This window comes from Variovorax sp. GW821-FHT09B05, from assembly GCF_059418265.1.
On record NZ_JBWKPN010000001.1, the window covers coordinates 35,218 to 48,009 of the forward strand.

12 protein-coding genes are annotated in these 12,792 nt (G+C 71.2%); 2 read left to right on the top strand and 10 right to left on the bottom strand.

Annotation, left to right across the window (positions count from 1 at the left end):
• The 9 genes from AC07RM_RS00135 to AC07RM_RS00175 all read right to left on the bottom strand — a co-directional run bounded on the left by AC07RM_RS00135 (position 1) and on the right by AC07RM_RS00175 (position 9,809).
• Positions 1–825 (bottom strand): ABC transporter ATP-binding protein, encoded by an 825-nt coding sequence (locus tag AC07RM_RS00135; protein WP_495332057.1) that lies wholly within the window; start codon positions 823–825, stop codon positions 1–3.
• A 4-nt stretch (positions 826–829) separates the two neighbouring features.
• Complete coding sequence (locus AC07RM_RS00140; protein WP_495332058.1) at positions 830–1,669, bottom strand: NADPH-dependent oxidoreductase; 840 nt, start codon at positions 1,667–1,669, stop codon at positions 830–832.
• Positions 1,666–2,709 (bottom strand): ABC transporter ATP-binding protein, encoded by a 1,044-nt coding sequence (locus AC07RM_RS00145; RefSeq protein ID WP_495332060.1) that lies wholly within the window; start codon positions 2,707–2,709, stop codon positions 1,666–1,668. Before AC07RM_RS00145 ends, AC07RM_RS00140 begins: the two co-directional genes overlap by 4 nt.
• The gene (locus AC07RM_RS00150) at positions 2,706–3,578 is read right to left on the bottom strand and encodes an ABC transporter permease (protein ID WP_495332061.1); all 873 of its coding nucleotides are present in this window, start codon (positions 3,576–3,578) and stop codon (positions 2,706–2,708) included. The genes AC07RM_RS00145 and AC07RM_RS00150 overlap by 4 nt, the downstream gene beginning before the upstream one ends.
• Complete coding sequence (locus AC07RM_RS00155) at positions 3,575–4,594, bottom strand: ABC transporter permease (RefSeq protein WP_495332062.1); 1,020 nt, start codon at positions 4,592–4,594, stop codon at positions 3,575–3,577. The genes AC07RM_RS00150 and AC07RM_RS00155 overlap by 4 nt, the downstream gene beginning before the upstream one ends.
• The gene (locus tag AC07RM_RS00160; protein ID WP_495332063.1) at positions 4,591–6,201 is read right to left on the bottom strand and encodes an ABC transporter substrate-binding protein; all 1,611 of its coding nucleotides are present in this window, start codon (positions 6,199–6,201) and stop codon (positions 4,591–4,593) included. Before AC07RM_RS00160 ends, AC07RM_RS00155 begins: the two co-directional genes overlap by 4 nt.
• 31 nt (positions 6,202–6,232) lie before the next feature.
• Positions 6,233–7,441, bottom strand: coding sequence for an SfnB family sulfur acquisition oxidoreductase (locus AC07RM_RS00165; protein ID WP_495332065.1), 1,209 nt, complete (start codon positions 7,439–7,441; stop codon positions 6,233–6,235).
• Positions 7,438–8,820, bottom strand: a complete 1,383-nt coding sequence (locus AC07RM_RS00170) for an LLM class flavin-dependent oxidoreductase (protein WP_495332067.1) — start codon at positions 8,818–8,820, stop codon at positions 7,438–7,440. Before AC07RM_RS00170 ends, AC07RM_RS00165 begins: the two co-directional genes overlap by 4 nt.
• Positions 8,821–8,897: 77 nt before the next feature.
• Positions 8,898–9,809 carry a TauD/TfdA dioxygenase family protein gene (locus AC07RM_RS00175; protein ID WP_495332069.1) on the bottom strand — a complete coding sequence of 304 codons (912 nt, stop codon included), beginning with the start codon at positions 9,807–9,809 and terminating at the stop codon, positions 8,898–8,900.
• A 231-nt stretch (positions 9,810–10,040) separates the two neighbouring features.
• On the opposite strand from AC07RM_RS00175, the gene AC07RM_RS00180 reads away from it, so the two are divergent.
• Together AC07RM_RS00180 and AC07RM_RS00185 are read left to right on the top strand one after the other, a co-directional pair.
• Positions 10,041–10,358, top strand: a complete 318-nt coding sequence (locus tag AC07RM_RS00180) for a helix-turn-helix transcriptional regulator (RefSeq protein WP_296779753.1) — start codon at positions 10,041–10,043, stop codon at positions 10,356–10,358.
• Positions 10,348–11,610, top strand: a complete 1,263-nt coding sequence (locus tag AC07RM_RS00185; protein ID WP_495332071.1) for a type II toxin-antitoxin system HipA family toxin — start codon at positions 10,348–10,350, stop codon at positions 11,608–11,610. The genes AC07RM_RS00180 and AC07RM_RS00185 overlap by 11 nt, the downstream gene beginning before the upstream one ends.
• Positions 11,611–11,614: 4 nt before the next feature.
• On the opposite strand, the gene AC07RM_RS00190 is transcribed toward AC07RM_RS00185, so the two are convergent.
• Positions 11,615–12,634 carry an ABC transporter substrate-binding protein gene (locus AC07RM_RS00190; RefSeq protein ID WP_208509415.1) on the bottom strand — a complete coding sequence of 340 codons (1,020 nt, stop codon included), beginning with the start codon at positions 12,632–12,634 and terminating at the stop codon, positions 11,615–11,617.
• Between the last annotated feature and the right edge of the window lie 158 nt (positions 12,635–12,792).

Below are 12,792 nucleotides of genomic sequence, written 5' to 3' on the forward strand. Positions count from 1 at the left end.
TCAGGCGGCCGCCGGAAAGCGCGGCACCGCCGCGGCCAGCTCGGCGGTGTAGGGATGTCGCGGACGCTCGAACAGCGCCTGCGGCGCCCCTTCGTCGACGATGCTCCCCGCGCGCATCACCAGCACGCGCTCGCACAGCAGCCGCACCACGCCGAGGTCGTGCGAGATGAACAGGATCGCGAGGCCGAGTTCGCGGCGCAGCCCCGCCAGCAGCGCGAGCAGGCCGGCCTGCACCGAGACGTCGAGCGCCGCGGTGGGCTCGTCGAGGATCAGCAGCTCGGGCGCGGGCGCCAGCGCGCGCGCGATGCCCACGCGCGCGGCCTGGCCACCCGAGAGCTGGTGCGGCCGGCGCGCCAGCAGTTCGTCGCCGAGCTGCACGCGCCGTGCCGTCCGCAGCACGCGTTCGCGCAGCGCCGCGCCGTCGAGCGCCGCGAGCCGGCGCAGCGGATCGGCGATCGCGTCGAAGGCGCTGCGACGCGGGTCCAGGCTTTCGTAAGGGTCTTGGAACACCATCTGGATGCGATGGCGCCAGGGTGCCTCGGCGGCCTGGCCGGCGCGCACGGTGGCCAGATCGATGCGGTCGAACAGCAAGCGGCCCGACAGCGGATCGGCCAGCCGCGCGAGCACGGATGCCAGGGTCGACTTGCCGCAGCCCGATTCGCCGATGAGACCCAGCGCCTCGCCGCGCGCGAGCGCGAAGCTCACGCCATCTACCGCCGGCAGCCAGCGGCGGCGATGCACCAGGCCACCCCAGGCCGGCACCGCAGGCAGCGCATGGCGCGCGTGCAGGTCCTCGACGCGCAGCAGCGCTTGCGACTCGCCCATGGCCTCAGCGCAGCCCGATGCGTTGCGCGGCCAGCGCCTCCACCAGCCGGTGGCGACCGCGCAGTTGCGCGGGATCGCGCAGCCGTGCCAGCGAATGGTCGCTCCAGCGCACCGCCGGCAAGCCCTGCGAGGCATAGAAGGACTGCATGGTGGCGTCGTAGTGCTTCACATGGCCGACGGTGTCGCTGGCCGCATGGCGCTCGTGCGAGAGCACCGCGCGCTGCGGCAGCCGCGGCTTGACGGCCGTGGGCCGCGCCGGATCGGGCCAGCCGATGCACAGGCCGACGACCGCGAACACGCCGGGCGGCAGGCCCAGTTCGGCCGCCACCTCTTCGGGCCGGTTGCGGATCGCGCCGAGGTAGACGGTGCCCAGCCCCAGCGATTCGGCCGCGGTCACGGCGTTCTGCGCGGCCAATGCGGCATCGATCACGGCCATCAGCGAGGTGTCGAGGAAGTCGGCGCCTTCGATGGGCACGGCCGCGTCGTCGGCCAGGGTGCGCAGGCGCGCGACGTCGGCCAGCCACACCAGCAGCAGCGGCGCATCGCGCACCTGGTCCTGCCGGCCCGCGTACTCGGCGATGCGGGCCTTGCGTTCGGGGTCTTCGACCGCCACCACGCTCCAGGTCTGCAGGTTCGACGAACTGGGCGCCGACTGCGCCGCGGCGATCAGCCATTCGAGCGTGCCCGGCGGCAGCGCGCGCTCGGCATCGAAGGCGCGCACCGAGCGGTGGGCCAGCAGGGTTTCGAGCACGGGGTTGGCCGATGGCGGCGCGGACCGCGGCGACTCGCCGCCGTAGCGGCTGCGAAAGAGCGAGGTCAGGGTGTCGGACGTGGGCTGTGTCATGCGGGGACTGCTTCGTGTGTCGGATGGACGGGATGTTCGGCGCCGGGCCGCGCGGCCGGCGCCAGCGGCAGCCAGCAATGCACGCGGTGCTCGGTGCCTTGCCGCTGCGCCACCGGCGGCTGCATCCGGCAGCGCGCCTCGGCCTGCGGGCAGCGCTCGGCGAAGCGGCAGGCCGGCAGGTCGGTGCGCGCGAGATCGGGCAGGCGTCCATCGACGCCGCGCAACGCATCGAGCGTGTTGGCCGACTGCGGCGTGGCGCGCAGCAACTGGCGCGTGTAGGGATGGGCCGCGCCCTCGCGCAGGTGGCGCGAGGGCAGGGTCTCGACCACCTGGCCCGCATGCATCACGGCGATGCGGTCGCAGCGCTGCGCGGCCAGCGCGAGGTCGTGGGTGATCAGCAGGGTCGCCAGCCCGCGCTCGCGCGCGAGGCCGGCCAGCAGGTCGAGCACGCGCGCCTGCGTGACCACGTCGAGGCCGGTGGTCGGCTCGTCGGCGATCAGCAGCTCGGGCTCGCCGGCCAGTGCCAGCGCGATCATCGCGCGCTGGCACTGGCCGCCCGAGAGCTGGTGGGCAAAAGCACGCAGCCGGCGCTCGGGCTCGGGCAGGCCCACGCGTTCGATCCATTCGAGCGCGGCCTGGCGCGCGGCGCGCGCCGACAGGCCGCGGTGCAGCCGCAGCACCTGCTGCAGCTGGTCGCCGATGGTGCGCAGCGGATGCAGCGCGCGGCGCGGACTCTGGAACACGAAGCCGATGCGGCGGCCACGCAGCGCATCCCAGGCCGCGCGCGCCGGACGGCCGCTGCCGTCGAGCAGGTCGAGCCCCTGGAAGCGCAACCGCCGCGCGCCCGCGTCGGCCTGCGCATCGAGCAGGCCCGCGAGCGCCAGCGCGGTCACCGACTTGCCCGATCCGCTCTCGCCGACCAGGCCCAGGGTTTCGCCGGCCGCGAGCTCGAGGCTCACGCGGTCGAGCACATGGACCGCGCCCTGCGCGCCGTGGAAGCGCAGGCTCAGCGCATCGACCTCGAGCAGCGGTGCGCTCATGGACCGCTCCGGTCGGCGGCGCCGCGCGGATCGAGCCGGTCGCGCAGCGCGTCGCCCAGCAGCGTGAAGCAGCCCACGGCCATGAACAGCGCCAGGCCCGGGAAGCCCGCGAGCCACCACTGGCCCGTGATGATGTAGGGCGCGCCCTCGCTCACCAGCACGCCCCATTCGGGCGTCGGCGGCTTCACGCCGAGGCCGATGAAGGACAGGCCCGCGCCGTTGAGCAGCGCCCAGCCCAGGTTGATCGAGCCCTGCACCGCGAGCATGGGCAGCACGTGCGGCAGCAGTACGCCGAACAGCAGCCGCGCCGGCCCCTGGCCGCCGAGCCGCGCGGCCAGCACGTAGCCGGCGCCGCGCCGCACGCCGACCTCGCTGCGCGCGAGCCGGATGTAGAAGGGCAGGTTGATCAGCGCCGTCGCATAGACGATGTTGACGACCGTGTTGCCCCAGGCCGCGACCAGCGCCATCGCGGCCACGAACAGCGGGAAGGCCATCAGCACGTCGACCAGCCGGCCGACCCAGCGGTCGAGCCGGCCGCCGACGAAGCCGCACAGCGCGCCGATGGCGCTGCCCGCCGCCAATGACAGCAGCACCGCGCCCGCGGCCATCGAGAGATCGAGCCGCGTGGCCACCAGCACGCGCGAGAACAGGTCGCGGCCCAGCGCATCGGTGCCGAACCAGTGCAGCGCGCTCGGCGGCTGCAGCCGCGCCGGCACGTCGGTGGCCAGCGGATCGAAGGGTGCGAGCGCGGGGCCGGCGATGGCGGCGAACAGCAGCAGCGCGAACAGCAGCAGACCCAGCGCCTCGTTGCCGCGCGGGCGCCAGCGCGGCCGCGCATCTGCCTCGAACTTGCCCGGCACCGCGCTCATGCCGCATTCCCCACGCGCGGATCGATGCGCTCGTGCAGCAGGTCGATCGCGAAATTGACCAGCACGAACATCAGCGCCACCAGCAGCACGAAGCCCTGCAGCGGCGCATGGTCGGCCGCCATCAGCGCGTCGAGCGCATAGCTGCCGATGCCGGGCCAGGCGAATACCTTCTCGATCACCACGTTGGCGCTCAGCATGTACGAGAACACCATGCCGGCACTGGTGACCACCGGCAGCAGCGCCAGGTGCAGCGCGCCGGTCAGCACGGCGCGCGGCGGCAGGCCGAGCGCGCGCGCGGTGCGCACGGGGTCGCTGCGCAGCACGCCCAGCAGCGACGCGCGCGTGAGCCGCGCCACCGGCGCCAGCGAGAAGGCCGCCATCGCCACGCTCGGCAGCAGCAGCCGGCCGGCCGCGGAAGCGAAGGCATCCCAGCGCAGCGCGAGCGCGGCATCGAGCAGCATGAAGCCGCTGCGCACCGGCGGCGGCTCGATCATCGCGTCGATGCGGCCTGTGGGTTCGGGCGCCCAGCCCAGCAGGAAATAGAAGACGTAGACCAGCAGCAGCGCGATCACGAAGCTCGGCACGCAGCTGCCGCCCACGGTGAGCACGGTGCAGGCGCGATCCCACAGCGAGCGCGGGCGCAGCGCGGCCGCGGTGCCCAGCGGCAGTGCCACCAGCAGCGTGAGCACGAAGGCCGCGAAGGTGAGCTCGAGCGAGGCCGGCAGGCGCTGCCACAGGTCGGTCAGCACCGGCTGACCCGTCGTGTGCGACTGGCCCCAGTCGCCGTGCGCCAGCGCCTGCAGGTAGTGCCACAGCTGCGTGGGCAGCGGCAGGTCGAGGCCCATGCGCGCGCGGATCTGCGCGATCTCCTCGGGGCCGGCGTTCGGCCCCGAGGCGAGGAAGGCCGCGGGATCGCCCGGCAGCACGTGCGTGAGCACGAAGGTGAAGACGGCCGTGCCCGCGAGCACCGGCACGGTGGCCGCGAGCCGCGAGAGGACGCGCCGCGCGAAGCTCATGAGCGCGTCAATGGCCGGAAGTCCACCTGGCCATGGATGTAGTAGGTGAAGCCCTGCAGGTCGGGCTGCAGCGCCGCCTCGAAAGTGGGCAGCCACAGCGGCACCAGCGGCACCTGCTCGAAGGCGATCTCGATCGCGCGCTGGATCGCGCGGTCGTACTTCGCGCGGTCGGTCTCCCAGCGCGCCTGCTCGAGCAGCTTGGCGAGCTCGTCGTTCTTGAACGAGCCGAAGTTCCAGCGCCAGTCGCCCTGGAAGAAGATGCGGAAGAAGTAGTCGGGGTCGTTGAACCAGGCCGAGGAGCTGTCGATGAAGAAGGGCAGCTTCTTCTCGGTCTGCAGCGTGCCCCACTGGGCGCTCGGCACCTTCTCGATGCTCAGCGCGATGCCGATCTTCGCCAGCGCCTCCTGGATCAGCAGCGCCGCGGGCTCGGCCAGCGTGGCGTCGCCGACGTTGTAGCTGAAGCTGGTCTTGAAGCCCTGCGGATAGCCGGCCTGCGCGAGCAGCTCCTTCGCCTTGAGCAACTGGGTGTCGTAGGGATAGGGCTGCGGAAAGCGGCTGCTCGCGGGCTTGCCGGGCCTGGCGCCGTACAGCGCCTCGCCACGGCCCAGGTTGGCGCCGCGCAGCAGGGTGGTGTAGGGCAGGGCGTAGGCGATGGCCTGGCGCACGCGCACGTCGTCGAAGGGCTTGGCCTGGGTGTTGAAGGCGACGAAGCGGAAGCTGGTCGTGACCGGCACCGACACCACCTTGGCGCGCGTGGTATCGGTCAGCGCATCGAGGTCCTTGGGCGGCAGCTGCAGCGCCACGTCGGCGTCGCCCTTGAGCAAGGCGGCCACGCGGTTGGAGGCCGAGGGCACGACCTGGAACACGGCGCGGCGCAGTTGGGGCGCGCTGCCGCCCTTCCAGCCGTCGAAGCGGGTGTAGACCACCTGCTGGCCCGGCGTGAAGCTCTCGATGCGGAAGGCGCCGCCGCCGGCCTCGTGCGCCTTGACCCATTCGGTGGCCCAGGGATCGGCCGCGGTGGCATGCGACTTCGCGAGCTCGCTGTTCAGCACCGAGGCGAAGCTCAGCGCGAGGTTCGGCAGCGTGTAGCGGTCGGCGCGCGGCAGCGCGATGCGGAAGGTGTGCGCATCCACCACCGTGAACTGCGAGGGATTCTCGAGCGAGCCGGTCGCGAGCTGCCGCTTGCTGGCCGGCAGCGAGACCGCGCGGTCGAGCGACCACTTCACGTCGGCGGCCGTCACGGGCTTGCCGTCGTGGAAGGTGGCGTCGCGGCGCAGGAAGAAGGTCAGCGTGCGGCCGTCGGCGCTGGTTTCGAAGCGTTCGGCCAGCTCGCCGCGGAAGCGTCCGTAGTCGTACTTGAAGACGCCCGGCGAGAGTTGGGCGCGGTCGAAGTTGATGAGCCGGTCGTAGACGTTGAAGAACAGGCCCAGCGATTCGCGGCTCACGCCCTCGCCGTGCGGGTCCTGCGAGTTGGGCGCGCCTTCGGAGAGCACGCGCAGCGTGTCCTTGCGCGCCTGGGCCCAGGCCGACAGTGGCAGGCTGGTGCCGGCGACGGTGCCGAGCGAGAAGGCGGCGCTGCCTTGTTGGATGAAACGGCGACGGTCCATGGTGATGGCTTTCGGAGATAGCGAAGAAAAGTCAGATCGAAGCGTGGCGCTGCGGGCTGGCACCGTTGAGCCAGTGGTTGCCGACTGCATGCGGCTTCCAGCGCACCGGGTCGTGCACGGTGTGGGTGCGCGCATTGCGCCAGTGGCGATCGAGGTTGTGCTCGGCCAGCGTGGACTGCGTGCCCGCGAGCTCGATCAGCGCGGTGGCGGCCTCGAGCGCGAATTCGGTGCTCAGCACCTTGGCTTCGGCCACCGCGATCGAGGCCTCGGTCACGTGTTCGGCACCGGGCTCGTCGCGCGCACGGTCGAGCGCGCGGCCCGCGCGTTCGAGCAGTGCCTCGGCCGCATGCTGCTGGATCACCAGCCGGCCGATGCGTGCGAGCGTGAGCGGATCGTCGGCCGCGCGCGCCACGCCGCTATCGGGCCAGGGCCGCGCGCGCTCGCGCACCCAGTGGTGAAGGTCGGCCATGGCGGCACGGCCGATGCCGAGGTCGATGGCGGCGTGCAGGACCTGGGCGAAGGGGCCGTGGATGGTCGGCGGCTCGAACAGCCGGGCGCGCGGCAGCACCTGCAGCGCGCCGACCGCGACGTTGTCGGCCGTGACCGTGCCGCTCGCGGTGGTGCGCTGGCCGAAGCCGCTCCAGTCGTCGACGACCTCGAGGCCCGGCGCCTCGCGCGCGACGTAGACCAGCACCTGCTTGTCCTGCTCGTCCTTGGCCGCGACCGGCACCCAGTGCGCGAACAGCGCGCCGGTGCAGTAGAACTTGCGGCCGTCGAGCCGCAAGCCCTCGGGCGTGGCGCGCAGCCGCGCGGTCACGACCTTGGCGTTGGCGGTGCCGCTTTCCGACACCGCGTTGCCGAAGCGCCGACCCTCGATCGCTTCGCGGAAGAAGAACTTCTGCTGCTGCGCATCGCCGATCAGCCGCACCGCGTCGACCAGGCAGTAGTGGTTCTGCGGGATCTGGCCGAGCGCGGGATCGGCTTCGGAGATCAGCGCCGTGACCTCGGCCAGCGTGGCATGCGAGACCGCGGCGCCGCCGAAGGCGCGCGGCACCGTGATGCCCCACAGGCCGCTGGCCGAGAAGCGCTCGACCTCCTCGAAGGGCAGGCGGCGCTGCCGGTCGCGTTCGGAGGCGCCGGCGGCGAAATCGGCCGCGAGGCGGCGCGCGATGGCGAGGGCCTCGGCATCGTCGCGCACGACGTGGACCGGGCCGGTGGAGGAGGAGGAGGGAGCTGTCATGGCGATGTGGAGGTGCGCCGCCGCACCCCGGTGTGGGAGGACGGCAGCCGGGCTCGGCCCGGGCCGAAGATCTTTTCGCGCCAGCTGCCTTCGGCATAGGCGCGCTTGTGCAGGCCGCGGCGCTGCAGCTCGGGCACCACGAGGTCGACGAAATGCTCGAGGCCCTCGGGGCTCACGGTGCGCACGAGGTTGAAGCCGTCGATGCCGGCCTCGCTGACCCAGGCCTCGATGGTGTCGGCGATCTGCGCGGGCGTGCCGACCACGGGCGCATGGCGCGCGCCCAGCGGCATCTGCGCGAGCAGCGCGCGCGGGGTCAGCGGCGCGCCGCCGGGTCCCTTGAGCGAGGCGACCGAGCTCTGGATCGCATCGGCGCTGCCGCCGCCGATGGCGTCGTCGAGGCCATGGCGCGAGAGGTCGTGGCCGATCGCGCTGCTGAACTGCACCAGGCCGGCCTCGGGTTGCGCATAGCGGCGGTACTCCTCGGAGCGCGCGCGGGCCTCGGCTTCGGTGGCCCCGGTCACGACCAGCAGCGTGGTCACGAAGCGCACCGCGTCGGCATCGCGCCCGGCCTCGGCCAGCGCCGCGCGCAGCTTGCGCACCACGGCCGCGGTGGCGGCCAGGCCCTGGTTGGGCACGAACACCACCTCGGCATGGCGTGCCGCGAAGGCCGTGCCGCGCGCCGAGGCGCCGGCCTGGAACAGCAGCGGCGTGCGCTGCGGCGAAGGCTCGCAGGGATGCACCGCATCGAGCCGCCAGCCTTCGCCCGCATGGCGGATGGCGCGCACGCGCGCCGGGTCGGCATAGATGCCGCGCTCGCGGTCGGCGATCACCGCGTCGTCGTCCCAGCTCTCTTCCCAGAGCCGGTAGACCAGCGCCATGAATTCGTCGGCCAGGTCGTAGCGCCGGTCGTGGCTGGTGGCGACGGCCGCGCCCTGCGCGCGCGCCGAGCTGTCGAGGAAACCGGTCACGATGTTCCAGCCGATGCGGCCCTCGCTCAGGTGGTCGAGCGTGGACATGCGGCGCGCGAAGGCATGCGGCGCCTCGGCCGCGATGGTGGCCGTGATGCCGAAGCCCAGGTGGCGCGTGACGCTGGCCATCGCGCTCACGAGCACGGCCGGGTCGTTGATCGGTACCTGGATGCCATGGCGCAGCGCGGCCTCGGGGCTGCCGCCCCAGACGTCGTAGACGCCGGTCACGTCGGCGAGGAACAGGCCATCGAACAGCCCGCGCTCGAGCGTTCGCGCGAGGTCGAGCCAGTAGGGCAGCCGCTTGTAGTCGGTGGCGCGGTCGCGCGGATGCCGCCACAGGCCGTGGGTCAGGTGGCTGGGCGTGTTCATGTCGAACGCGTTCAGCAGGATGGGACGGCGGGGAAGGGACATGGCTGGCTCGCGCGCGCGCCGCCGCGCGGGGCGGTGGCGCGCATGGCGGTGCGCTTGGGGGACTGCAGGTGGCGGTGTCAGTACGGGCGGCTGCCCGAGAGGCTGATGCGCTTGAGCACGCGGCGCTCGCCGTTGTCGAAGGCGCTGCGCGCATGCAGCGTGGCCTGGTTGTCCCAGTAGACGATGTCACCCACGCTCCAGCGGTGCGTGTAGGCGAAGCGCGGCTGCAGCAGGTGCTGGCGCAGGCGCGCGATCAGCGCGGCGCCGTACTGCGGATCGACGCCCACCACTTCGACCTCGGTGCGCGCGCCCAGGTAGAGCACGCGGCGGCCGCTGTCCGGATGGGTGCGCACCAGCGGATGCACCTCGAAGGGCTCGAGTGGCGCGATGTCGGGCGTGCGGTAGAGCGGGAAGCCGGTGGTGAGCGGCTTGAGCTTGCGCAGGAAGGGGTTGTAGGTGATGAGCCGCAGATGCTCGATCTCGCGCTGCGTGCCCGCATCGAGCTCGTCCCAGGCGGCCGCGAGGTTGTACCAGGTGGTGTCGCCGCCCTCCGAGGGCACCTCGATGCCGTAGAGCAGCGAGCCCGACGACGGCACCGGCGTCCAGTGGTGGTCGGCATGCGCCGCGAGCTCGTCATGGCCGAGCACGCCGCCATCGACGTTCGACACCCGCACGATGTCGGGCGTGTTGCCGCCATAGGGATCGGAGCCGAGCACCGGCACGTTCGACGGCGGACGGAACACGGCGCCGAAGTAGCTGGCCAGGCGCTCGAACTGCGCGTCGTCGAGCCGCTGCTGCTTGAGCACCAGCACATGCCGATCGAGCAGCGCCTCCTTGAGCGCACGCACCTGCGCGGCCGGCACCGGACGCGTGGCATCGAGGCCGGTGACCTCGGCGCCGAGCGATGCGTCGATCGCGGCGATCCTGAACGGGACAACGGAAGAAGGTTCGGCAACGGTCGGCCGTTCGGCGGCAAGCACGGAGGACATGGCGTGGGAGCGCGGGCGCGCTGGATGGAATGGATGCTGCGCCCGATGCTAGGAAAGTTCGCATGGGTTGCATGCGCTCTTTGCGCATGTGGATATGCGGAAAAGCGGGGGCGAGCGACCGATCCGAATCCGTCCCGCCGAGCTTGTATTCCTGCTTGCGCCATCAGGGCAAAATGCCTAACATAATGGGCATTGAGTGAATTTATGCCTAGCCAAATGAGCAGTTTCTCGATGCCCACCCAAGCCGCCGAGCATGTTGCACGGCTGGGGCAGCGCATCCGTGTCGCACGCATACGTCGTGGCTGGTCGGTGGCCGATCTGGCCGGCAAGGCCGGCATCAACCGCAACACGCTCACCGCGCTGGAACTCGGGAAGCCGGGTACGGCGATCGGCGTGTGCTTCACCGTGCTGTGGGCGCTGGGTCTCGACAACTCCCTGGACGCGGTGGCGGATCCCGACGGCGATCTGCACGGCAAGGCGCTCGAAGCATCTCACCGACCCACGCGCGCGGGCAAGGTCCGCAAGACGAGCGACGACTATGACTTCTGAGCGCGAAGCCTATGTCTACATCCAGCTTCCCGGCACCCTGGAGACGGTGCCGGCGGCGTTGCTCCGGGTGCAGACACTGGCCGATGGCACGCGGATCGGTCGCTTTCGCTACGGTGACCGTTACCTTCAGCGCAAGGAAGCGGTTGCGCTCGATCCCTTCCGCCTGCCCCTCGCCAAGGAGGTCTTCGAGTTCACGCAGCTCAAGGGAATTCCGGGCGCGGTGCGGGACGCCGGCCCCGACGCCTGGGGACGGCGGGTGATCGAGCACAAGCTCGAGCGCAGCGCGGGCGATCTCGAGGAGATCGACTATCTGCTGCACGGGCCACAGGACGGGGCCGGCTACCTGAGCTTCGGCCTGAAGGTCGAACCGCCCGCGCCCAGGCGGCACTACAACCGCACGCACCAACTGGCCGAACTGATCGCTGCCACGCAGGCGATCGAAGAGGGCCGACCGGTGGCCGCGCATCTGCTCGAACAGCTCGATCCAGGCACCAGCATGGGCGGCGCGCGGCCCAAGGCCACGATCGAGGACGCGCAAAGCCTCTGGCTCGGCAAGTTTCCCGCCAGAGGCGATCGCTTCAATCTGCAGCGCGTCGAGTTCGCGACGCTGGACCTGGCGCGCCGTTGCGGCCTGAACGTCACCCAGGCCAAGCTGGAAGCGGTCGGCCAGAGCGACGTGCTGATGCTGCAGCGCTTCGATCGCGACCACACCGACGACGGCTATCTGCGCTTCGGTCTCGTCAGCGGGCTGACGGTGCTCGACTGCGGCGACAGCCACCTGGACCGGGAACGCTGGTCTTACCCATTGCTGGCCGACAACCTGCGTCGCTGGTCCGACAAGCCGGAAGCCGACTGCACCGAGCTGTTCAGGCGGATGGTCTTCAATGCCGCCGTGACCAACAACGACGATCATCCACGCAACCACGCCCTGCTGCGAAGGCAGAAGGGATGGCGCCTGTCTCCGGCCTACGACCTCGTGCCCGCGCCCATGGTCAGCCTGGAGCGGCGCGACCTGGCCTTGACCGTCGGCGATCACGGCCGCACGGCCAGCATCTACAACCTGCTGTCGCAGGCCGGGCGCTTCGGTCTGTCGACCGAAGAGGCGCGCAGGCACATCGATCGGCTGGTCGATGGAATCCGGCACTGGCGCGACGGCTTCTTCGCTTGCGGCGTGTCGGCCAAAGACATCGACCACATCGCGCCGGCCATCCTGCCGGACTGCTTCTTCTTCGAGAAGCCACCCGGCATGTAGCCCCTCAAGCCAGCACGTCCAACGACACATGGTTCGCAAACCGAACCACGTCCGTGCTCTTCTTCAGGATCCCCGCATTCCGGAAGTCCGTCGCAAACGCCTCCACCTCGTTGCGCAGCGCCTTGCCCGCCGGATGGTGCTTGTAGGTCAGCTCGGTGAACAGCTTCTGCAGGTCTTCCACCGCGACCTTGGGCGCGTACTTGGCATAGATGCGCGCCGACTCGTTCGGGTTCTCGGCCACGTAGTCGGAGGCTTGCGCCAGCGCGCGCACGGTGGCGGCGGCGCGCGGCTTGTCGTTGCGCGCGAACTCGCCGCGCGCGCCGACGATGCAGCACAGGCGCTCGGCGTACTCGCCCTTGGCGCTGTTGGCGATCTCGGTGAAGACGCCGGGGTTGCGCTTCTCGATCAGGTAGACGTTCGGGTCGCCGTCGGCAATGGCCTGGATCTCGCCCTTCTTCACGGCGATGTCGAGCAGGTCGGCCGGATAGACGCGCCAGTCGACGTCCTTCTCGATGTCGATGCCCTTCTTCGCGAGATGGATCGCATAGAACTGGCGCGCCGGGCTGTTCTGGTCCGACACGCCGATGGTCTTGCCCTTGAGGCTCGCGAGCTCGGTGGTCACGCCGGCGGCCTTGGCGCCCACCAGCCGCAGGCAGCCGCCGTGCACGCTGCCGACCACCTTCACGTCGAAGCCGGCTTCCAGCGGCTTGACCCAGCGGTGGATCAGGCCCACGCCGACGTCGGCCTTGCCGGTGGCCAGCGCCTCGAGCATCTGGTCTGACGAGCCGGCCCAGTTCAGCAGCTCGACGTCGAGCCCGTTCTTCTCGAAGAAGCCGCGCTCCAGCGCGACCGGCACGGGCGCGAGGCAGAAGCCGGCCTGGCTCCAGGCAAAGGTCAGCTTGCGCGGCTGCGACCAGGCCGAGGCGCCGAGCAGGGCCGCGGAGCCCACGACGGCGGCAGCGGCGCCGGCTTGAAGGACGCTGCGGCGCGAAGGCGGCAGGCGCGAGGAAAGAGAGTCGGTCATCAGGGCTTCTCCACCGGAATATTCGAAGCGGCGAGTGTCCGAGCGCGGCCGGTGCCTATCCAACGAATGTTTTCAGTCATGCATATGTCCGGCCTGCAAGAGCGCGAAAAGTGCGCCGTGCCTTGCTCGGAAAACGCATATCGCGCAGCGCTTTTTTT